Source organism: Helicobacter didelphidarum, from assembly GCF_003364195.1.
Classification (GTDB): Bacteria; Campylobacterota; Campylobacteria; order Campylobacterales; family Helicobacteraceae; genus Helicobacter_A; species Helicobacter_A didelphidarum.
Map to the genome: position 1 here is coordinate 206,140 of NZ_NXLQ01000002.1, position 22,916 is coordinate 229,055.

Genomic DNA, 22,916 nt, shown 5'->3' on the forward strand with positions numbered 1-22,916 from the left:
TTTCTTCTGTTGTTTCTTCCATAGGCACATCTTGTGTTTTTAGATTGTCCTGCAAAACTTGCTGCGTATGCTGAGTTTCTTGTCTATCATAAGTAGATTCTGGTTGCTTTTTTGTTGAAGATAATTCATGCAAAGTGCTTGAATTATCTTCTATAATTTGAGAATCTTTAATGGAATTTTTCCCACAATCTAGATTCATTTCTAATGTATCATTAGGAGCAACTTCACTATTATGTGATAAAGAAATTTTTTTTGCAGATGAATCTTGTGTAAAACTCATGTCAAATGGCTTATAAGTCGAATGAAGTGGCATATTTGCAGAGATACTCTCATCTTTTAGAAAATCTCTCTTATGCGTTACTTCTTTATTTTTTGATTGCTGTATATCTGATTCTATCGATTTAGAAACATATTCAGAGGCTTTATCATTATTCTTATATTGATGATCTTGTGTTGTTGATGACAAGGATTCAGTTAAAGTATTATTTGAAGTATTCTTTATTGTAGTTTTTAAACGGATATTCCCATTTTCAGATTCAATATTTTTTGTTATAGCAAGATTTTTTGATTCAAGATTCTGCCCTACTCTATTGTAATTATAGTCATTTGAAACAGATAATGGAGATTTTGTTGTATGCCTTGCAGTATTCTTTATACGAATCCCAGACTCCCTTTCTTGCTCGGTATTTGTGCGTAATGTAGAACTATTAGCATGTGTATTATGAAGCGTTTCCGCAATAATTTGGTGCAAATCACTGTTTTCTTGCTTCACATTTATTACATTAGATTGTGGAGAATAATTTTTCTTTAGAACAATATGTAAATTTTCATTATCTACACTATTAGTGTTTGTTGTCTTGGATTGGATTTCTTCTTGTGCCTTATGATGAATAAACCATTGTTCCTTAATCGCGTTTTGTGGTTTAATAAATCTTTGTAAAACTTGATTTTGTGGTGTTATTTCTTGAATATTTTTCAATCGAATTGCCGGGGATTCTTCTTTGTTTGTTTTTTTTATATTTATTAAATTTGGCTTTCCGGGCATGTTTGTCGTTATGTGTGTATTTGGTTTTTGGAATTTTTGCAAAACATCTTCTTCTGTGTTGGGTAATTGTGTACGTGGTGTATAAGACGTATTAATAACATAATCTTGATGTAAATAATCAAAATTATGCGAAGTATGCTGATCTTTTAGGTTGCCTTGCTTAAAAACTATTGAAGTTTGATTCTGTATGGAATCCTTATCGTCCAAACTTTGCGTATAAATTGTATTTTCCTGTTTTATTTTACTAAGTTCAGATATGTTATTTACCGAATCTGTATCAAAATCTCGTACATCATTTTTTTGGATATTTTGATTTTGTGGCATATTAAAGTTATTTGTTTGAACAAGATGTGATTGCGTATGTTGTTCTTGAGTTTGTATATTATTTGGCAAAATTTCTGCCTGCCTGATTGCATATTGATCCATTTGTATGTTAAAAGAATGATGCTCTGTTGTGTTATCTTCGCCCATCTGTTTTTCATCTAATGGAGGTTCAATTAAATCTTCATGAAAAGTATATCTACTTTTTGGCATTGTAACGACTTCGCTATATTCAAAATCTAATATCTTCTTGTTTAAGTTTTGTAGATAATTTAATCGTAAATCAACATAAAAGTTCTTACATTTTTCAATAATTTTTTTTGTTGTTTTGGTAAAAGATTTTCTCATCATCATCAATGTTCCTCCTAGATATTGTATAAAAAAATTCATCATTTTACTTGATATAATTGTTAAGGAAAAAATAATTCCCAATACGACAAGCAAAAAAAGTCCAAATATATGAATATAAGGCTCTAAAAGTCCTTTTATAAAAATACCAAATTCGCCCACATGAAAAACAAGTGCTTGTAGAATTAATAAACATATAAAGAGTAATAAATATGCAAAAGTAAGACGTATTTTTTGAAAAGAATAATTCACATCATCATAGAATCTGTATATTACAAGCAACAATAAAGGTGGATAAATATATGCTAAATAACCAAATAATCCGACATTAAATACTGCAAACTTGTTGCCAAATCCAAGAATTTGAAAAAAACGATTTTCAACAAGCATTCCTTGCAAAGCAATGTTGGGATTAGTGTAACCAAAAATTGTTGCAAACCAAAAAAATAATACACAAATACTAAGAAAAATAAAGAGATATACCTTTTTTATCTGAAATCCTTGATATAAAATCTATTTTTTTGTTAAAATTATAACAAAATTTTACGATTGTTATAACCAACAATTATATTAAATATAGTCTTGAGGAGTTTTAATGCACGGGAAAATAACACGCTATACTGCCACCACTGGTTCAGGGGTTATCATGAATGCATCAAAAAAGATTTTTGAACTTAAAAAAGATAGTTGGCATGATGGTAGAAATCGCCCTGCAGTAGGTATGTATGTTGAATTTCGCACAAATGACAACGGAATATTAGTAACAGATGCGAGAGCTTCAAAATATCAAGAGTTTCCACCCGATGCACTTATCCGTGAAATTGATTTTTGGAAAAGTAACACTGATGAAGAATTAAAAAATAAAGAATCTGAGCTAAGGGCAAAAGAAATTCAAAAAGTTTTCGCACAAACAAATTATTTAAAGTTGCAATCTATTGAAATTAATCGTAGCGTGCAAGATTGTATAAAAGAGTATTTTTCACTCGAACTAAAAAGTTTAGAATTTTTAAAAGAAGTAGATGTTCCTGCGATTTCCCCACTAATTAACTACTCGCTTTGTAAGAGATTCCTAAATAAGGCACTTGATTTTCTTATTTATTCAGATAGAAAGTTAAACATAGATATGTTTGCTGAATACCATTCACGACTTGGTATGTTAGAATATTCACACAATTTTTTCTCTAAAAATGAAGTGAATCCTGAAAGAGTTTTTGAAGAAGTTTTCTTAGAGTATCAATTTAACTATAAAGGTGCTGTAAGAGCTGCAAATGGCGTAAAAGAACGTATTATGCAATTAGAAAATAAAATTAGAATCTCGAGCCATGAACTAAAAGTGTTGCGTAATAGGCTTGATGCAAAAAGGGGCGACGAGAATGAACTAAAAGAAAAAATAGCAAGAGTACGCGTCAATGCAGATAAAGCACATGAAGAGAGCCAGACACTGCGGAAAGCTCTAGATAATCTTGATAATTTATGTAAAAATTTTGCTGATAAAAATCTCAAAATTTTTGAAGCAGTTTTCCGCAAAACAATGAATATGTTGCGTGAAAAAACAGAAGAAGCACTGAATGTAACAGCTACACAACTTGACAATCAAATTTGGGAACTGGGAATGAAATCTATCTCGATACGCAATGTGTTTTTCAAACATAATATTAATGAACCATATTGTATGATGACATTTCTAGGTCAAACTATAAAAAAACTTGATAAAGGAAAAATTACTGCCTCAAATGAACAAGCAATGTATAAATACTACACAAGTCATCAGACAAAACATGTAAAAAAATATTTAATTCTAACCAATCAACAAAAAGTTGAAGTCAATGTAAAAATTGATATTATGAGTATGTCAAAAAATAATAATGTTGTTATTGCAAAAAAGGATTCACAATTTTTTGTTGCAATCAATAAGGAAAAATTTGAGGGAATCTATATTGATCCAACCAATTTAGATAAAGCTGCATTACAAAGATTGGTCATAGATACAAAGGAATCCAAATACAACAAAGAACCCAATCTTACACTTATCACAAAAGAACAAATCGCAAACATGAAAGAATAATTTTATAAGTAATTTCCAAAGAGAAATATCACAGAATCTTGTGTCTCAATGATAAAGAGTTGTGGATTTGTTGTACAATGTTTGCGACTCTTATCTCACATAATATTCTAAATAACATAAGAATATTATGTATTATTGATAATATAGATTAGACATACTTACAAAAAAGGAAAAAACTTAAAATGCCCACTCGTTATTTTACAAACCAACAAATATCAGATGGTTATGACCTATTATGTGCTCTTAAACCACATTATTATGTTGGAGACCGAAATAGCTGGTGGTGGCCACAATTTTTATCTTTAAAAATCGAAAATGGTATAGAAATACACGGAGCATTGCAACAACAACCAAATGTATTATTTTGCTTTGCAAGTATTTTGGGACAAAACACAAAATATGAAAACGCTGCACATGCACTCAAATATCTCTACACATTTCTTTATAATACTCTCATACAATATCCAGGAATAAATGAAATGATTATGCAAGACGAAAAAGACTTTAAAAACTACCCGTTCCCATCATTAGCCTCTATTTCTCAACCACAATTCTCAAACATGATTCTCAAAACAATAAGCAATATGGATTTATCTTACTTGGCAGGTATTATTAAACAAGCAGGTTTTCATAACCAAAAAGCACAACGAATTGTTTTACTAGCAAAAAATATCTTGCAGGATTTTTGCTCTTTTGAAACTTTTTGCCTAAAAGTAAGCAAAGAATGGCTTTTGGCACAAAAAGGTATTGGAAATGAAAGTGCATCAAACATATTAAATTATGGATTGAAAAGAGAAGAGATGGTTGTGGATAGATATACACAAAAATTATTAATTAGCTTAGGGTTTGAATGCAGTGATTATGCCGAGTTACAAAGCTTTTTATGTAATAATTTAGAACAAGCAAAGCAACTTTATGATTTTGATATTTCACTTGCACAAATCATGGCAAGACTACATGGCAAAATTGTAGAATATAGTAAAAAGCACAAAACAAAATGTTAAAAAATTAGATTCTTATATTACTTCTTTTATGAACAAAAACTTCTTTAGTGTGATAATAATTTTATTCAAGAATTTTTAACAAATTCAACAAGAATACATATAATAATTGATTCTTATCCATAGAGATAAATACTAAAAATAACACTTGTAAAATATCATGATTGATAGGAATGCCAACTCTGTTGGTAATCTTAGAATTTATTTTTACAAAAAATGGACTTATGGTAATAAAAAATTGGCTTAAAAAAGAATTACATTAACTCTATCACAAACCACACTACTAAATCTTAAAATTCTCACAATGAACTCGCTACCTTACAAAAAATACAGAACAGATATTCTACTCAACATTCCCACACAAAAAACAAGGTATTCAAAAAATACCTTCAATCAATTTTAATAATACTTAACCTTTCTATCTTCACAAACATAAATGATTAGCTGTATTGTTTTAAATAGTGTTGATAGACACTTTTTATACCATCTCTTAATGAAATCTGTGGCTGAAACCCAAAACTTTGAAGCTTACTTGAATCCATAAGTTTTTGGAATGTCCCATCTGGCTTACTGCTATCAAAGACAATTTCTCCATCAAAACCGACTATTTCTTGAACAAGATTTGCTAAATCAAATATACTTATATCTTTACCATAGCCAACATTGATATGTGTATTTCGCACCTCATGAGAATCTATTAAATCACAAAAATCTACATGCTGCATGACAAATACACTTGCTCTTGCCATATCTTGATTATGTAAAAATTCCCTTCTTGGCTTACCGCTACCCCACACACCCACACTTTTTGCATCTATTTGAAACTTCCTCAATATTGCCTTTGCCTCATCTTCATTTGTAGCACAATCACGCATTAAATCCTTATATACCATATCCTCATTTTTATCACTTAGCAATTTTGCTAGGTGTATTTTACGAATGAGTGCAGGAAGAACATGGGAATTTAATAGATTAAAATTATCGTTATTTCCATAAAGGTTGGTTGGCATAATTGAGATAAAGTTCGTATTATATTGCAGATTAAAACTCTCACACATTTTGATACCAGCGATTTTTGCAATTGCATAAGGTTCATTAGTATATTCTAATTCTTTTGTTAAAAGATAGTTTTCTTTAATTGGTTGTGGGGAATCTTTTGGGTAAATGCAAGAACTCCCTAAGAAAAGCAATTTCTTTACTCCAATTTTATAAGAATTAATCACGATATTATTTTGTATTGTTAAATTTTCATAAATAAAATCCGCACGATAAGTATTATTTGCTAAAATCCCTCCAACTTTTGCCGCAGCAAGAAAAACAAATTCTGGTTTATATGTAGTAAAAAAGTTTTCAACTTGTTGAGAATCTAAGAGATTAAGCTCATTTTTTGTGCGTGTAATGATATTCGCAAATCCTTGTCTTTTTAATTCATCAGTAATCGCACTCCCAACAAGCCCTCTATGCCCTGCAACAAAGATTCTAGAATCTTTGTGCATAACTGCTCGAGTTTTTTGTAAAGAAGCAATGTGATTTGAATGTATATCACAATTCTTTGTAGTATCCACCATAGTTACCTCAATTATAGAAATTACACAATTAAAATTATACTGAAAATTTTATAATGAAGCTAATTTTATTACCATACCATTTTCCCAAATATAGTTTTCAAAAGTTTTACAAAAAATAGAGTAAATTATAAAAAAGTAATTTTTGATGATATGTTTAACGCAAGAAACAATACTATTTTGACTATGCTATTTCCGAGAAAAGCTGACATCTCCAAAACCATAAATACGCAAATGTGCTATAGTTTTTTCATCATTAAAGGGATCATCTATGCCAATAAAATAAATCTTAATATGGGGTTGATTTAAACTCCGATTTACCCCCTGTGTGTCTAGTAAATTAAGTGTCCAACCATTGAGCTTATAATCCTTATAAAGTATAAATTGATAGGGATATTTATCATAACGAACAAGCACAACTAAGCCCTCATTGCGATAAAGTGTCCAACGCAGAGTAAAATCTTTCTCATCACTTGAACCTTGAGAATCTTTTGACGATTGAATACTTGCATACACCACCTCATCTTTTTTAAGGTCTAAATCTAATTCAAAACTTGGTGAAATTGTAGCCGCATGAAGTGTACATATTAGGAAAAATGCTATAAACATTAATAAATAATATATTTTTTTTTTACTATATAATTTTTGCATATTAATCCTTGATTTTAATCTCTCTACTATTTCTAAAAAAGATAAAAATAATCTAATATAGTATAGATTTTTTTTGAAGATTTGAGAATCTCCTGCAATATTTGGGAAGAGAATATCAATTCATAGAGATGTATATTTATGTTGTTGAACAATATACAAATGGATTAATTGTTTAGAGCATAAAATTTTTCTACAACTCTCATCCAATGTTTTGCTGTGCCACTATTTTGTGCTATATCATGCAATTCTTTATTCAAATGTTTTACAGATGGACTTACAAGTGCAACAAAATAAGATTCTAAAAGTAATTTATACTCTATGGAGTTTGCTAAATATCCAGATGATCCAGCATGCAACATCGCACTTTGACTAGATTCTAAAGTAAGTAAACCAGCTTTTAATCGCAACTCAAGAACAGCTTTCAAATATTCTTTATCACCCAATACAAATTCGTTTGTAAGTTTTTCTAGAGTATTCAAAAGATTGTCTCTTTGTTCTTGAATATACCCTTGAGATATTGGTAAATAAGCATTAATTGTTGATTTTTTTCTATTTGATTTTTTAATCAAATCAAGAGATAGATCAAGACAACCAAGCCCCATTCCTATTTGCAAGAGCAAAAAACCTGTTGCGATACGCAATAAAAAATCTTCTGCGGGAAGCCCAAGAATATCACTTTCTGGAACAAAATAATTGTGCAATATAACCGATTTTGTAGCACTTCCTTCAAGTGCGATAAACGAGATGTTATCTTTTAACTTTATGCTAGAATTATGTTCATAAATGCGAATAATACAAGCAAGATTATACTCTTTAGAATCTATCTTACAGACCGCCCCAAAAATATGATTAAACTCAATATTTGATACCCAAGGAAGAGTGCCATTAATGATAAATCCTCCTTGTGTCTGGGTTGCCTTAAGTAATACATTTTCTAACTTTGAATATGATTTCATAGGATTTGATAAACCTGTTCCGCCAAGTATTTGTCCCTTTGAAACTTCCATAAAAAGATTCTGCTTCAAAGTAGTATTAGAAGTTTGAAACAGATACCATGCTAAAACATTCTGACACCATACGCAAAACCCTGTATTCATACACACTCTGCTTACTTCAGCTATACCCAGAATACTTTGCAATAATCCTTTTTCTCCTTGTTGTAAGAAACTTTCATAAAGTCCATATTTCCCCATTGCAATTAATGATTCTTTAGGATACAAACCCTCTTTTTGTATTATTGTAAGGTTTGGCTTCACATGTGTTTGAAGTTCATTTCTAATATTTTCTATTTTCATAAAAACTCCTTAAATAGAATTTATATTCTATGTAATAATATATAAACTATAACTTCGTTAAGAAATATAATAAAGATAAAGACACAGCATGTCATCAGAATTCTAGAAATTATCAGTAATTCATGATGAAAAACTACTTTAACCTCCAACATACTTGAATACACTTCTTTGATTTACTTCATAAAGACTAATATCTAAGAACTTTTATTGTCTTCACAATATAGCTTCAGAATCTTTCTTATTTATTTAAATCATTGGTATAAATTATTATACAAACAAAAAACTTCACTTTATAGAACATTCTATATTAGAAATTTATTATAAGAGTAATCTCATAACTTCTATTTTGTATTGATATTAAAATCTGTATAGGAAACCTATAACTATCCTTACAAAGAAATGTAATTGTGAGAACAATCTATCCTTATATATCATAGAATTTCATTTCAGATTCTATATATTTTATAGAATCAAATTCTCGCTTATTGTTCTCAAATGATATGAAATCGTCTATCAAACATTACTCTTCATGAAATCGCACATTGCGTAAGAGAGTATTTACAACTGGCGACCACCTTATCGCATTCTTAATGATAGCTTTGCGTTGTTCTTCTGTGGCATCAGATACAAGATTTATTTTTAAACGAATATCTGTAATACCCAACTCTTTATTTTCATCTAAATCGCCTGTTCCCCAAACCGCAGTGATATTAATATCACCCTCAAGTTCCATATCAAGTGATTCTATGGCGATATTTTTATTCACACAATTTGCTTGAATCCCTACACATATACAACTTCCAAGTGCAGCAAGCAATGCTTCCGTAGGATTTGGTGCAGTATCATCGCCAAGCAAACTATGTGGCTCATCAATGATATGAGGTGCAAGATTGCGAATAAGATTCTCATGAATAAATCTCTTTTTTACAATCGTTTTACATTTTGCTGTTTTTACTACTTGCGGATCACTCTTGCCTTTTGCCTTGAGGTCATCTAAACCTGCTTTGCTAATTAATTCTAACATATTATTCCTTCTTTTTAAATATTCGTGCCTTATGCTATTGGGCAGTAAGGCACGGATTAAATCACATACTGCTGTAAAGCTTTCACATAAGGATATTTTAACGCATTATATATTTCTTCTCTCAAGCGACTAAAATAAGAATCTCGCTTGTCATAAGGACGATGTGGCTGAATCTGCAGGGAAACATTGCCTTCTGTTGCACTCATCACAACAATCTTTGTACCAAGTATTAATGATTCTTCTATATCATGTGTTACGAATACACAAGTTGTTTTTAGACGATTTACAATGAGTTTTAATTCATTTTGTAAATTTTCACGCGTAAAACTATCAAGTGCTCCAAATGGCTCATCCATAAGCAACACTTCCGGTTTTACTGACAAAGCTCTTGCGATATTTACACGACTTTGTTGTCCCCCACTTAATTCATGCGGGAATTTATATATATGCTCTTTTAATCCAACAAGCTCAAGATAATATAACGCAACATCTCGGATTTCGTTCTTCTTAAATGGAATTTGAGATTGCATTGAATCTCCACATGCAATATACTCTCTCTCATATTTTGAAGCATATCTTTTCTGTGTATGTATTATAGATTCTAATGCAAAAACTACTTGATTTAACACATTTTTCCAAGGTAAAAGCACATAATTTTGAAATACTTTAATACGTTTTGGCGATAAACTTAAAGAATGTTTATAACACTTTGAATCTATATAAATTTCACCATCATCAAAATCAGTAAAGCCACCTAAAATATTTAATAAAGTTGTTTTCCCACAACCACTTGATCCAAGTAAAGTAACAAATTCCCCTGCCTCAATATTAAGGGATATACCACGCAAAATTTTGGATTTCTGGTAAGTTTTTGAAAGATTATGAATAGAAATATTTTGCATTACATTGCTCTCCCCAATAAATATCCTACTAACTTTTCTAATAGAACAAAAATTTCATAAATAATATAACCAAGTAAGCCAATGAGAATCACGCCCACAAGAACTTTAGGAGTATTCAAAAAATTACGTCCATCAATAATGATATAGCCAAGCCCTGTTTGTGCACCAAGCATTTCCCCAGCAACAAGATGAATCCACGCCACAGAAGCTGCGAGCTTTAACCCACTTGAAATATGTAAAAAAGTGCCGGGTAAAATAATATGATAAAAAATTTTGTAACTATTTGCTCCAAAGTTTCTTGCCATTGCAATAAAATCTTTATCAATTTGACGCACACCTGTGATACACAAGGCAAGAATTGGAAAAAATACCGCATATGCAATAACAAAGATTGCCGGCATATCACCAATATTAAGCCACAAAAGAACCAAAGGAAACCATGCTATGGGTGATATTGGACGCAATATCTGCAATAATGGCTCAAAAAGAATCTCTAGATTACGATAATAACCAAAAATTAACCCACACATAACCGCACAAACTGAACCAATACAAAACCCTAAAAAGAAGCGATACAAAGAATCTTGAATACTTAATACAATAATACCTTCACTTTGCATATCTAAAAATTCTTCCCAAACTTGCAAGGGAGTTGGCACAAGTTCTGTATTAGCATAATTACTGACAAAGTATTGCCATAAAAAACAAAGTATAATAATCAACAATATAGAACACAAACGCCAAAACCATTGTATTGCAAACATGTTACCCTTTCATTACATAATTTTTTGCTATTTTATTTTATGCAATTTATTCTTTATATAAAATAATACTACTAAATATTTAATAATATGTAATATTTATATTTTTATGTTAAATATTTATTATTTTTATATTATTTATATTAATAAAGTTATCATTATTTGATATTAAAGTATTAGTATATCAAGGAATGATATATTTCTTATAATGATTCTAAAAAATATATCTTAAAAATTATAAAATATATTACTTCGTTGCAATACAGAATTTTTTATTACATTCTGTGTTAAAGCTTTAACAAAATAGGAAATTCTTATTTTGTTAAGAAAATTTATTGAAAAAATGTTAAGTTTTCTTGAAAATTTTATAAATGTTAAGATTTATATAGACTTTTGAAGCGTAAAATAATATAATACGCTCATGATATGTATTTTTCTGTTTTTGTGTAAAATATATACCAAAAGAAAGGCAAGAAAATGTCAGAAATTCTCATAGTTGAAAATGATTTAAATATACAACAATCATTGCAACGATGCTTGAACCATGCCAATTTTAATACTATATGTTGCAACCACAAAAATATTATACAAAATTTAGAACACAATAAAATTGATGCAATTATTTTGGATATAACACCACGACAAGAAAATGATTTTGAACTCTGTGTTAAAATTCGTGAAATTGTAAAAATACCACTTATTATAACTTCTATTAATAGCGAAGTTTCTCATAAAGTGAATGCATTTGAGAAGGGGGCAGATGATTATCTTACAAAACCATATGACTTTTTAGAGTTAGTTGCTCGTATCAAAGCCTTATTGCGTAGAATTGAACCTCAAGAAATGATTTTTGGATTTTTACATATTGATGCAAAAAAGAGAATTGTCAAGCTTCATAATGAATTACTTGAATTGACAAATACTGAATTTGACATTTTGCTCTTTCTTATTGAAAATCGATTGCAACCAATCAGTCGTGATCGAATTGCACATACAATTAATGCAATACATGAAGACACGGGGCTACGAAGTATTGATACACACATTCGCAACCTTCGCAATAAGCTAGGAGATTCTGCAAAAGATTCTAAATATATACAATCTGTATGGGGTGTTGGATATAAATTTTGCTTATAAGTAGAGTATTTCAAAAAATACTAAGAGGTTAAATATTTGCTTTAATGGATAAATACAACTGCTCTTTTAAAGTTTTATAAAACCTATCTATCCCGGCAATCCAAACTAAAATTCATAGATTGAATCCACTATAACACCTCACAATATAGTGCAGTTTCTGTACTTATACTCCCATCTATTGGTTTATTGAATTTGAATGTATATCCCAAATCCCAAGATTCTATCAACGGCTTAATATGAAAAAAGTCATCGGCATTGTGATATATACTAAGAAGCATGGCGGGCTTTTGCGTGCGTATCGTCTCCATCGCTCCTTTGAGAAATTCTTGCTCGAAACCTTCAATATCGACTTTGATAAATCCTACTTCAATATTATGCTCTTTCACATACGAATCAAGTGTGATAATCTTGACTTGTTCTGTGTGTTCTATATCATAGTATTGATTCTTTTTTGTATCAAGTGTCGAAGCAGATCCCATAAGTGAGATTTCTAAAATCTCTTCTTTGCTTCCCAATCCTTTATTAATAGGAATAATACGTGTTGATTTATTGAGTTCTAAAGTTTTTAGCATAAGAGTATAATTTGTTTTTGTTGCCTCGAAGCTATGAATGTGTTTATGTGTAAATTCTCTCTCAAAGATTATTGCACTATCACCAATAAATCCACCTACATCAATAATATCTTTATCTTTTATTTTTTCTAAAGTTTCTTGCTCTAAGATATTCATACTATGTTTATAGAAAAATACACTTGGTTCAAAATGATGAATAGGCAGGTAATATCCCTGATAACAAAAGACACTACTTATATTGTGGGGGGGGGGGGGTAATCTCTAAGATGTCATTTCCAAATTGTCGCACTTTTTGTATCTGCTCTAATTCTTCTTTATTATTTAGAGAATCTATTTGTATAGTATGGTGAGGATGAAGATACATTTGTTGTAATCGCTTGATAACTCGTATAATATTGTTTGCTTGCTTTGAATCCACACCGCGTGTAAGATTATAAATTTTCTCCGCAATATCTGGAGATTTGACAATATATTCAGCTATTTGTATTACCATCAAATGAGGGGAAAATGTATGTATTCTATAAGATTCTCTATTATCTCGAAAAAATATAGGGAGACCACAGATTCTATAAAGATGTCTCGTGCAAATATAGAGACCTTTTTGTTTTGTTATTATCTCTTTAGTGATTCCAAAAATCTTCCGTATTTTTTTACTCATATATTGCCTTTTGTTTTGAATTGTAAAATACATATTTTACATTAATTCTATCATTTTCTTCAATATTTTGTATCAAATTTACAAAAATTATCATGCACTATGCAAGAATAAGTGAAGATTCTAAAGATTCAACGATATAAAATCTCATCATAAATACCAACAAACAAAATAAAAACTCTTAGAATCTACCTTGAATAATAAAAATCAAATTGAATATAGGGTATAAATTTCGCGATATTACAACACTTCTAAATCCTTATACAACAAATTATCTTCACCCATTCTCTTTATAAGTTATGATAAAATAACGCAATTATTTTCAAAAAAACAAAATGATACAGCACAAAGGAAATATTATGCACGATAAGATACAAGAGAATCTCACACAAGTAGGATTCTATAATCGAATCGTTACTTATTTTGTATTTTTTATTCTTGGCTCGGGAATGTCGCTGTGGGCGATACTTATCCCTTACACAAAGGAGCGATTGGGGTTAAATGATTCTCAACTCGGCTCACTGCTTATGCTCATTGGTATCGGAGCAATGCTCGCTATGGCGGTAGCGGGCAAAGTCGCCTCGCGTATCGGGTGCAGATATGCTATAACTCTTTGTATTTTTATAGATATTTTTGTCCTTTTGAATATCAATTATGTCGATGATATTGCCCTGCTTTGCGTGATTTTGGTGCTTATGGGGATAGGGGTTGGGATAGCTGATGTCTCGGTGAATATTCAAGCTGTTTTTGTCGAAAATGCGCTGAATAAAAAACTTATGAGTGGATTCCATAGTATGTATAGCGCGGGAGGCTTCGTATGCGGTATGTTGGCAAGTTTTATGCTTGATTTGGGGATAGCCATTCAAAGCGTTGTTTTTATTATCTTAAGTGCCTTTATGCTTCTCGCACTCATATCAATAAAAGGGCTTACGACTTCTGGAGGAGAATCTTCTCAAGCAAAGTTTGTCAAACCAAGCCTCATCGTGCTAATATGTGGCTTTGTGTGCTTTGTCGCATATATGAGCGAGGGCGTGTTTTTGGATTGGAGTGCGATATTTTTGATTGAAGTCAAAGGTATAGCAAGAGAGAGTTCAGGCTATGGATTCTCACTCTTTTTTGGAGCAATCACACTGGGGAGACTTGGCGGGGATTATCTCGCAAATCGCTTTGATAATGCTAAACTCATCGCCCTAAGTGCAATAGTGGCAATCGTTGGGCTTATGATATTTCTCTTTGTCCCTCATATCTGGGCGACTTATATAGGCTGTATCATCGCAGGACTTGGAATCTCAAATGTTATCCCACTCATCATCTCGGCTATCCCGCGTATCAAGGGCAATATGTCGCTAAACTCCGCTATCGCCGCAGTAACGACTATCGGCTATTCAGGGACATTGCTAGGACCGGCACTCATCGGCTATATCTCACACACCACAAGTCTCACATTCGCACTCTGCGTGATAGTTGGGCTACTTTTTATCGTAGCATTGGTGGTGAAAAAGCTAGGATAAATCACTCTAAAAGGGCTAATCACAAGAAAGCTTGTCGACATCATATTCTTAAACTCAAGCAAATACTTAGCTATTGTAAAAGGAATTTGTAATGGTATAATAAAATGCAAATATTTTTTTCATAAAATTGAAGGAAATCACAAATAAGGAGAGCATATGCAACAAGTTTTTCTTGATAAGAAATATAATGATAGATTCTGTGTGCATGAGTATGGGATTCCAAATCTACTTCTTATGGAGAATGCAGGTGGTAATCTTGCACGATTTATTGCCAAAAAATGTAAAAAAAAATCTCATAAAAGTAAAGTAGTTTTTTTATGTGGCAGTGGTGATAATGGTGCTGATGGATTGGTTGGTGCAAGGATTCTCAACGCATTATTACCACATATTCATATTTTGGTTGTGCTACTCAAAGAACCACAAAGCGAACTTTGCAAAATGCAACTGGATATTCTTAAGAAAATTATAAGGCAAAAAAATAAAAACTCTGCTACGCAGATAAACTCCCCTGCGAATAATATATTACAAAAACATACAAATGGATGTGGCATAGATATAATAGAATATTATGATTTTTTAGAGTGGATAAAAAATGATAGAACAATATCTTATCAAAGCAAAAATGAATTTATACAAAATTTACAAAAACTTTTTCAAGATTCTGCAACAAGCACAAAGAATAAAAGTCTTTTTGAACATTTTTTTCTTTTTTGTAAAAAGTTTTTAGATAAAAAGAATCCCATATTATCTTTATGTGAATTAGAATATCAACATAATTGCAACAAAGATTTATTGAGTGATTGTGAAAGAATATACACGCAGAAACTCTCTATAATGGCACATCGTTATTACCAAGCATGTCAGGATGATATACTTCTACCAGATATACATTATCAGTTTTTACACAAAATATTGCAATCTCTTAATACAACTGATATTGTTATTGATTGTATCTTTGGTTCAGGTTTTGATAACCAAAAAAGAAATCTCCAAGCATATAGCAATTATCTCCATTTAAGAAATGACTTAAATGCTACACAAGCCATTAAAATCGCATGCGATATGCCAAGTGGTTTGCCAAACATCTTGGGGCATAACAACGACATTGATGACATTTTAACAAACTATCATTATACTTTTTGCATGGGAGCATTGAGCCTCTCACTTTTAGATTCTCGTATAAAAGACACAATAGGAAAAATAAAAATAAGTAATCTAGGAATATCACAAGAGAGATATTGTGATATTCCAACCTCACAATATCATAGAAATATATCATCAAACAAGCAGCAACATGACAAAGAAAATACTTTAAGAGAAGAAAGGAATATGAATAATCAAGAAACAAATAAAAAGGATTTTGTTAGCGAATCTCTCAACATTTTACAAAATTCTACCATTTTTTTACTCAATCAAGATGATATTAATTTACCTCTCCGCATAACACAAAATGCTCATAAAGGAAGTTATGGAACTGCATATATCATAAGCGGGGAAATGGAAGGAGCAAGCCTTTTATCTGCAAAAGCTGCACAGGCATTTGGGGCAGGGAAAACATGTCTTTGCACAAATTTTTTACAAGATGATACAATAAAAATAATAAAAGATTCTGAAATTATTTATACAAAGACATCATTTAAACAATATTATACACATAATCTCATGAAAAATTCTAAAGATTCAGACACTCAACAATCTGGGAGGAATGCTTTTGGTGTAGGTATGGGGCTTGGTTATGATGATTGTCAATATAACAATCTCTTTGGGTTACTTTATGAATTATGTGGAATTACGGGACTTGAGAATAAGAATATACAAGATCTTTTGCAAAAAGACTTAAAAATACAGCAAGATTCTATACAAAAGAGCTTTACAGAGAAAGAATCTTGCTACATTGATTATAAGAAAGCACAAAAAAACAAAAAAAGTATGATAGAGAATTTGATTGATATACAAAAAAAGCAATTTTGTGATACAAAAAAAGCAATTTTTTCAAACTATTCTTGTGAAATTCCAATTGTTTTTGATGCTGATATTCTTTATAGAAAGGAGATTATACCTCTTTTATCATTCTTTTCTGAAGTTGTAATAACACCGCACCCTAAAGAATTTTTAGCACTTTTACAAAATATTGGTTTGCTTCATGAGTCTTGCAAACTTGACTTTATATTACGCAATATACCATTATTAGCATTGCAATTTTCAGGCTTATTCCCCCATGTTGTATGTTTAATTAAAGGTGCAAATACAATAATCGTTTTTCAGAATATGGTTTTTATACACACACTTGGAAGCTCAAATCTCGCAAAAGGTGGAAGTGGCGATGTTTTGAGCGGTATGATTGTCGCACTACTTGCACAAGGGTACAATAGCTTTGAGGCATGCAAACAAGCGAGTTTAGTGCATGCTTTAGCAGGTCAAAATGCACTTAAAAAATGGCAATCTTATGCTCTTTCACCGATGAAACTAATAAAATCTTTAGAGCAATTATGGGTAAATAAATTATTTAAGAAATAAACAAAAAACCTCCACCTATTTATGATGTAATAGTAAATGATTCTATGATTGTAATAGGGTCAAGATAATTTATAAAGGAATGTCTAGACAAACATTTAAGAAACTAAAAATTACAATCTTATTAATTTTTATAATATCTTAGAAAAATGAAAAAGTAAAAAACAACTACATTTTTCAATGCAAATTTATCGGCAATAATTATTGATTTGTCGTAAATGCAAAGTTTTCCAAACCTAAACCATTTTGTTTGTCATACACAATGCGCGTAATAGGATAAGCAATTTGAATATCATCTTCTTGAAGATATTTCTCAACAATTTCTTTGGCAATTATACTTTTTAATTTTAAAGTCGCATACGCATAATTTTGAAACCATACTGATATTTCCATACCATTTTCTTTAATGAAATTAAATGCACGAGGATTAACATTCAAAGCAGAATCTACAAGCGAGAATCTGTCTCTCATACTTCTCATTTGTCGCTTTGTTTCTTGTGTATAAGTATTTGCATGAATCATTGCGACTTCTAATGCTATTTTTTTTGCCTTTTCAATATTAGAATCAAAGGTAATGCAAACTTCAACGCTATCCCAAATATTTGTTAAATCCCCATAAGTATAATTTGCAATAAGATTAGTAAAAATATAGTTATTCGGAATAAAAATGAGTCTTCCTGCACGATGATTTTCTCTATATGAAGCTTGTGTAATATCATCATAGATAGTGATTCTAAGCATAGAAATATCTAAGACATCTCCAATAAAGACTTCGTTTTCTTTACGCACTCTGATTCTATCCCCAACATGAATACTCCCCCCAAGCACAATAACAAGCCATCCTAGTGTACTCATAAACATATCTTTCATAGCAATTGCCAAACCCGCAGAAGCGAAACCTACCATAGCCACAGCATAAGTTGCATTATCAATGTAGGCAAAAAGTAAGATAAAGAAAATCACAGTAATATTAAATACATTAATAACTTTACTTGTTGTATAAGCTCGTTCATGATGATGAATATATCGTTTTACAAGCATTTTAAAGATAAAAGCAATGACAATACTAATAATAATGCCAACACCAATATAACCGAGTTTGAGAATTTGATTCTTAATTTGTAGTTCTAAATTAGTCTCAATCTCATTTGTGTCTTTATCAAAAACATCAATAGTTGTTTCTAAGATATTTTTGGCACTTTGAAATTCAAAATTTTGTTCTCGTGTGGTATTTAGAATACTTTGATATTCCTGTTTTTGTTTATTTGTGAGATTTGTATTTGTAAGGATAGATTCTAGAATCTCAATCTTTTTTTCAATTGTCGCAAGAAGTTTCTCAAGATTTTGTCTATAATTTTGCATGTTTGTCTTTAGAGAGGCAATATGTCTCATATAGGAGAGTGCCGTAAATATACCAAATGGATTTGTAAGTGTTGGTGGTGTTTCAAGCGTTGGTTTTTCAAGTAACTCCCCAAATGGTTTATTGCGATATTGTTCAAGCATGATTTGTTGTTTGTGTAAAGTTTCTAACCTATGTGCTGTCTGTGTGTCATATGCGGAATCTAAGTCATTGTTTTCAAGTAATTTAATTTCTTCTGATATAGCATGATAATTATGGAAATTTTCATAACGTTTAAGCCAAATACTTTCTGTATTATTTAATGTCATATCAAGTTGTCGCAATTTTTCTTGATAAGTAGAGAGATTGGAATGTTTGGTATTGGATTGAAATTTGTCTAATTGATTCGTTTCATTATTTATATTTGCATACAATATGATATGAAGAAAAAGCAGTAAAAGGGTATATGTTACAAATTTATTTTTTTGTAATTGTAAATATATAAAAGAGGGAACTTTATAACCAACAATGTATCTATTTAGAAAATTCATATAACACCTCAAATAAAGTTTCTTTAGGTATTGTGTTATGCACTTTAGCCTGTATTATAGATGTTGATTCTAATAAGACAAAATGTAGTTTTGAATCAAGACTTTTTTTATCAAGAAAAAAAGCTTGGTAAAAAGATTCAATATTTTCAATTTTATATTTTGTAGGTAATCCACATTGTTTGAGAAGATTTTCTATACAAAGAGCAATTTCTTCTGATAATATTCCAAGTTTTTGTGAGAGAGTATTTGCCATAATAATACCCATGCTTACAGCCTCACCATGTAAATACTTACTGAATCTACCCTCTAATTCAATAACATGTGCAAAAGTGTGTCCATAATTTAATAATGCCCGTTTTCCATTTTTTTCTTGCTCATCTTCTTGCACAATAAGTGCTTTAAGTTCAATACTTCGTTTGATATATGTTTCAATTTGATTGGCATGAAAATCTTGTAATAAAGAATAATCAAAACAAGCTAAGATTTTAATGATTTCAGCAAACCCAGCGTTAAATTCTCTTTTTGGTAGTGTCTCTAAAAATCTTAAATCAATATATACAGCTTTTGGTTGATGAAAGAGTCCAATTAAATTTTTTCCATAAGCGTTATTCACACCGCATTTTCCACCAACACTTGCATCAACCATCGCAAGTAAAGTAGTAGGGATACTAACAAAACCAATTCCTCTCTGGTAAATCCCGCTTGCAAAACCTACCATATCTGTAATCACGCCACCACCTAATGCAATCATCATGGAGTTACGATTAAGCTTTACTTCAAATGCTTTGTTAAGAATTTTTTCTATGGTTTGCAATGTCTTTTGCTCTTCACCATCAGGTAAAATACATGTTTCTACTTTATTTGCCTCTATATATGTAAGGATATTATCCAAGAAAATATTTGCTACACTCTGTGTGGTTACAAGCAACACTTCTGTATCAAAGTTTATATGTTTTAATACATCAATGATAACTTCATAATTTTGTGATTGAGTTTTAACTCTGATGATTGACTTCATACTTAGCCTTAATATATCAAACTTCTGTTTATTATATCTTAGTTTTACATTTTTGTTGTTATTTTTTCATAAAGATTATTTAGGATATATCAGCAAACTATATAAAAGTATATTTACAAACTTCCAGAATCTTAAACGCTAATCCTCAAGGTATCACAATGACTTTTCTTGTTGATTCTTTAAGAATATTATTTTCAGTAGTTTTATTAAAATTTATAATTTTGTTTATCGTATAAAAAAGATACTCTTATTGAAAGAGCTTTGAGCTTGATTGCCTAGCTAATGGTAGCAAAGCCAAAACCCCAAAGAATAACAAGCATTACATTTTCTCTTCTGTTAAGGGCATTTTGTAATAAAAAGTTTATTTATTGTAATTCTTCGGGTGAAAGATCTTGTAAAAATTTTTCTTTATCAAATGTGATATTCAAATATTCTGCAATTTCTTGTGCATCTACCATAGCATTTTGAAGACATGAAGTTGCACCTGGTGAAGGTGTCATATTAAAAGTTATGCCTTTACCTGTTCGTATACGTTTTTCCCCCATTACAAGTTTTTTTGCACTTCTGTCGAGAACTTGTGGTCGCACTTCGCCATAACCACGTGCGAGACTCACATCATCAAGCTTGAGGGAAGGAATAATTTTTTGTGCATCTTTAAGAAACATTTTTTTACCAAAATAGGGTAGTCCAAATAATATATTTCGTAATACATAATGACGAATTTCAGAATCTCTAAAAAGATCATATGAGATTTGAAAAATTTCTTTATGCATATCAAGTTTTAATAAGTCTGGGCTGAGTTTATCAAACCAATGCTTACCACGTTCTAGTTTCGGCATAGCAAGGGCAGTTGGCCCGAGTCTTGTTTTTCCTTCCATAACAATATCTGGGTCACCATGTAATGCAGCAAATGGAAGTTTTGGATTTTGCACACAATATACTTTTCCTTTTAAGATGTTTGGAGCAAAATAAAAATTCCCGGCAACAGGCAAACAACCTAAATCTAATCCATATCCAGCACTTTGTGCAAGTGGGAGTGCATAAGATCCTGCATCCACAAGCACAAACTTAGCATAAATCTCCTTACCATCGGCAGACACAACACGATAACCAGTATTTTTTTGCTCAATAGCTTTTACTCGAAAATTCAAAAAAATCTCATTTTGAGGATTTTTTTCTTTTGCTTTTTGCACAAAATATTCGCTTAATCGTTCAAAATTGACAGCACACCAATCAGATTCATATCCTGATGCTACAACATTCTCGGGTCTATCATTACCATTTGCACCTTCAATAACTTTAGGCTCCATAGCTTTGATTTGCTCTTTAGTATAAAACTGTAATCCGGGAAAAATTTCCTTAAATTCCTCATGACGTCGCACCATATATTCACATTCAACATCACCTACACCAATTGCCATTTTCTGCATATTGAAAATAATGGTATTCTGCAACCCTTCTTTCAGTGCAAAATTTCGTACTTTTTGTGCAGATAACCGCACGCCTCTTGCTTTCTCTGCTGTATAATTTGTCTCAATTGAACCATCATGAATTGTTTGTGAGTTTGCTTTATGATTTGAGCTAATCTGTGCAAGCTGGGATTCTTTCTCTACAATAGCTACTTTTTTTATATTACTATATTGGGTTAAGGTATAAAAAGTGCAACATCCACTTACACCACCACCAATGATGACAACATCAAATTCATTCATTATTTATCTCCTTACGCAACTACTTGCAAAATCTTCAAAAATATCAATTTCACAAATATGTCCATTTTTATTTAGAGTAAGTTGCGGGACTTTGTGGCTATATATTGCCCTATTAATATATAAAATTCTTGATGCATACTCTAAAGTAATGGGTATATCGTGACTAATCGTAATTATAGTATGAAATTCGTTAATTTTTTTTAATAATTTATATATTTCAGTTTGGGTTTGTGTGTCTATATTTGAGGTTGGTTCATCTAAAATGAGTAACTTAGGATTACCCGCTATTGCCCTTGCTATAAGGACTCTTTGTCTTTGTCCTCCACTTAATTCATTAATTTTTTTATATGCAAGATGTTTAATTTCGAGCTTTTGTAGAATCTCTAAAGCTTTTTCTCGTTGTTTCTTTTTTACACGAAAACCAAAAAATCTTGTTTCTAAAAATCCCATTTCCACAACTTCAATTGCCATAATAGGAAAATTAAGATTAATTTGTGTATTTTGTGGAACATAGCCAATATCTTTTTGATGCATAAACAAATCAGGGTTTGGATAGGCTATAATTCCACTTGATATTTTCAATAATCCCAATAAAAGTTTAATAAAAGTTGTTTTGCCTCCACCATTTGGTCCTATAATACCCAAAAACTCTTTATGAAAAATATCAAAATTAATATCAGTAAAAATATTTTCTTTCTTATAATAAAATGAGATATTTTTACCACTTATAATTGCTTCTTGCATTTCTTGTTTTATGTGTTGAGAGTTAGGTTGCATATAATTATATTGCATAATAAAAACTTTCTATATCTTTACTTCAATTAGAAATATTGTTGTATGAACTGAAATTATTAAATTATAGCATATTAGATTCTATTTAAGTATTGAAAATAAAAAATAAACCCATATAATAAATAGTACCTGCTTTA

17 protein-coding genes are annotated in these 22,916 nt (G+C 30.7%); 5 read left to right on the forward strand and 12 right to left on the reverse strand.

Annotated elements, in window-relative coordinates; translation table 11 throughout:
- Positions 1 to 2,309 precede the first annotated feature (2,309 nt).
- Entirely contained in the window at positions 2,310 to 3,779 is a 1,470-nt protein-coding gene (locus CQA53_RS02370; RefSeq protein WP_115542416.1) for a hypothetical protein, read from the forward strand.
- Positions 3,780 to 3,961: 182 nt separating this feature from the next.
- Positions 3,962 to 4,783 (forward strand): endonuclease III, encoded by an 822-nt coding sequence (locus tag CQA53_RS02375; protein ID WP_115542417.1) that lies wholly within the window; start codon positions 3,962 to 3,964, stop codon positions 4,781 to 4,783.
- A 437-nt stretch (positions 4,784 to 5,220) separates the two neighbouring features.
- On the opposite strand, the gene CQA53_RS02380 is transcribed toward CQA53_RS02375, so the two are convergent.
- The 6 genes from CQA53_RS02380 to CQA53_RS02405 all read right to left on the reverse strand — a co-directional run bounded on the left by CQA53_RS02380 (position 5,221) and on the right by CQA53_RS02405 (position 10,981).
- Positions 5,221 to 6,276 (reverse strand): GDP-L-fucose synthase family protein, encoded by a 1,056-nt coding sequence (locus CQA53_RS02380; protein ID WP_115542466.1) that lies wholly within the window; start codon positions 6,274 to 6,276, stop codon positions 5,221 to 5,223.
- 258 nt (positions 6,277 to 6,534) lie between these two features.
- A complete protein-coding gene (locus CQA53_RS02385; RefSeq protein ID WP_245945585.1) occupies positions 6,535 to 6,996 on the reverse strand; it encodes a hypothetical protein in 462 nt (153 codons plus the stop codon).
- 164 nt (positions 6,997 to 7,160) lie between these two features.
- The gene (locus CQA53_RS02390; RefSeq protein ID WP_115542418.1) at positions 7,161 to 8,291 is read right to left on the reverse strand and encodes an acyl-CoA dehydrogenase family protein; all 1,131 of its coding nucleotides are present in this window, start codon (positions 8,289 to 8,291) and stop codon (positions 7,161 to 7,163) included.
- A 520-nt stretch (positions 8,292 to 8,811) separates the two neighbouring features.
- Positions 8,812 to 9,315: an OsmC family protein gene (locus CQA53_RS02395; RefSeq protein ID WP_115542419.1), complete on the reverse strand. Its 504-nt coding sequence runs from the start codon at positions 9,313 to 9,315 to the stop codon at positions 8,812 to 8,814.
- A 56-nt stretch (positions 9,316 to 9,371) separates the two neighbouring features.
- Positions 9,372 to 10,217: an ABC transporter ATP-binding protein gene (locus CQA53_RS02400; RefSeq protein WP_115542420.1), complete on the reverse strand. Its 846-nt coding sequence runs from the start codon at positions 10,215 to 10,217 to the stop codon at positions 9,372 to 9,374.
- Positions 10,217 to 10,981, reverse strand: a complete 765-nt coding sequence (locus CQA53_RS02405) for an ABC transporter permease (protein ID WP_115542421.1) — start codon at positions 10,979 to 10,981, stop codon at positions 10,217 to 10,219. Before CQA53_RS02405 ends, CQA53_RS02400 begins: the two co-directional genes overlap by 1 nt.
- A 474-nt stretch (positions 10,982 to 11,455) precedes the next feature.
- Here CQA53_RS02405 and CQA53_RS02410 point away from each other — a divergent pair, with 474 nt between their 5' ends.
- Positions 11,456 to 12,115, forward strand: a complete 660-nt coding sequence (locus CQA53_RS02410; RefSeq protein ID WP_115542422.1) for a response regulator transcription factor — start codon at positions 11,456 to 11,458, stop codon at positions 12,113 to 12,115.
- A gap of 128 nt (positions 12,116 to 12,243) precedes the next feature.
- Here the strand turns inward: CQA53_RS02410 and CQA53_RS02415 are convergent, their stop codons facing one another.
- Positions 12,244 to 12,843, reverse strand: coding sequence for an FkbM family methyltransferase (locus CQA53_RS02415; RefSeq protein ID WP_115542423.1), 600 nt, complete (start codon positions 12,841 to 12,843; stop codon positions 12,244 to 12,246).
- Positions 12,844 to 12,916: 73 nt separating this feature from the next.
- Positions 12,917 to 13,345, reverse strand: a complete 429-nt coding sequence (locus CQA53_RS02420; protein ID WP_115542424.1) for a hypothetical protein — start codon at positions 13,343 to 13,345, stop codon at positions 12,917 to 12,919.
- A gap of 356 nt (positions 13,346 to 13,701) precedes the next feature.
- Between CQA53_RS02420 and CQA53_RS02425 the strand changes: the two genes are divergently transcribed.
- A complete protein-coding gene (locus CQA53_RS02425; protein WP_181882325.1) occupies positions 13,702 to 14,853 on the forward strand; it encodes an MFS transporter in 1,152 nt (383 codons plus the stop codon).
- Between the two features lie 156 nt (positions 14,854 to 15,009).
- Positions 15,010 to 17,370: a bifunctional ADP-dependent NAD(P)H-hydrate dehydratase/NAD(P)H-hydrate epimerase gene (locus tag CQA53_RS02430; protein ID WP_115542426.1), complete on the forward strand. Its 2,361-nt coding sequence runs from the start codon at positions 15,010 to 15,012 to the stop codon at positions 17,368 to 17,370.
- 198 nt (positions 17,371 to 17,568) lie between these two features.
- Here CQA53_RS02430 and CQA53_RS02435 read toward each other — a convergent pair whose 3' ends face one another.
- From CQA53_RS02435 to CQA53_RS02450, 4 genes are all read right to left on the reverse strand, one after another.
- Positions 17,569 to 19,257, reverse strand: coding sequence for a mechanosensitive ion channel family protein (locus CQA53_RS02435; RefSeq protein WP_115542427.1), 1,689 nt, complete (start codon positions 19,255 to 19,257; stop codon positions 17,569 to 17,571).
- Positions 19,241 to 20,275, reverse strand: a complete 1,035-nt coding sequence (gene aroB, locus CQA53_RS02440; RefSeq protein WP_115542428.1) for a 3-dehydroquinate synthase — start codon at positions 20,273 to 20,275, stop codon at positions 19,241 to 19,243. Before aroB ends, CQA53_RS02435 begins: the two co-directional genes overlap by 17 nt.
- A 365-nt stretch (positions 20,276 to 20,640) precedes the next feature.
- Positions 20,641 to 21,990, reverse strand: coding sequence for an FAD-dependent oxidoreductase (locus tag CQA53_RS02445; RefSeq protein ID WP_181882329.1), 1,350 nt, complete (start codon positions 21,988 to 21,990; stop codon positions 20,641 to 20,643).
- Complete coding sequence (locus CQA53_RS02450; RefSeq protein ID WP_115542430.1) at positions 21,991 to 22,779, reverse strand: metal ABC transporter ATP-binding protein; 789 nt, start codon at positions 22,777 to 22,779, stop codon at positions 21,991 to 21,993. It lies immediately after the preceding gene.
- Positions 22,780 to 22,916: the final 137 nt, after the last annotated feature.

Excerpts from the sequence above, each read along its gene's own strand:
- CQA53_RS02415 (WP_115542423.1), bottom strand. The coding sequence starts at position 12,843 with ATGAATATCTTAGAGCAAGAAACTTTAGAAAAAATAAAAGATAAAGAT.
- CQA53_RS02405 (WP_115542421.1), bottom strand. The coding sequence starts at position 10,981 with ATGTTTGCAATACAATGGTTTTGGCGTTTGTGTTCTATATTGTTGATT.
- CQA53_RS02380 (WP_115542466.1), bottom strand. The coding sequence starts at position 6,276 with ATGCACAAAGATTCTAGAATCTTTGTTGCAGGGCATAGAGGGCTTGTT.
- aroB (WP_115542428.1), bottom strand. The coding sequence starts at position 20,275 with ATGAAGTCAATCATCAGAGTTAAAACTCAATCACAAAATTATGAAGTT.
- CQA53_RS02400 (WP_115542420.1), bottom strand. The coding sequence starts at position 10,217 with ATGCAAAATATTTCTATTCATAATCTTTCAAAAACTTACCAGAAATCC.
- CQA53_RS02370 (WP_115542416.1), top strand. The coding sequence starts at position 2,310 with ATGCACGGGAAAATAACACGCTATACTGCCACCACTGGTTCAGGGGTT.
- CQA53_RS02430 (WP_115542426.1), top strand. The coding sequence starts at position 15,010 with ATGCAACAAGTTTTTCTTGATAAGAAATATAATGATAGATTCTGTGTG.
- CQA53_RS02450 (WP_115542430.1), bottom strand. The coding sequence starts at position 22,779 with ATGCAATATAATTATATGCAACCTAACTCTCAACACATAAAACAAGAA.
- CQA53_RS02395 (WP_115542419.1), bottom strand. The coding sequence starts at position 9,315 with ATGTTAGAATTAATTAGCAAAGCAGGTTTAGATGACCTCAAGGCAAAA.
- CQA53_RS02420 (WP_115542424.1), bottom strand. The coding sequence starts at position 13,345 with ATGAGTAAAAAAATACGGAAGATTTTTGGAATCACTAAAGAGATAATA.
- CQA53_RS02375 (WP_115542417.1), top strand. The coding sequence starts at position 3,962 with ATGCCCACTCGTTATTTTACAAACCAACAAATATCAGATGGTTATGAC.
- CQA53_RS02425 (WP_181882325.1), top strand. The coding sequence starts at position 13,702 with ATGCACGATAAGATACAAGAGAATCTCACACAAGTAGGATTCTATAAT.
- CQA53_RS02390 (WP_115542418.1), bottom strand. The coding sequence starts at position 8,291 with ATGAAAATAGAAAATATTAGAAATGAACTTCAAACACATGTGAAGCCA.
- CQA53_RS02385 (WP_245945585.1), bottom strand. The coding sequence starts at position 6,996 with ATGCAAAAATTATATAGTAAAAAAAAAATATATTATTTATTAATGTTT.
- CQA53_RS02435 (WP_115542427.1), bottom strand. The coding sequence starts at position 19,257 with ATGAATTTTCTAAATAGATACATTGTTGGTTATAAAGTTCCCTCTTTT.
- CQA53_RS02410 (WP_115542422.1), top strand. The coding sequence starts at position 11,456 with ATGTCAGAAATTCTCATAGTTGAAAATGATTTAAATATACAACAATCA.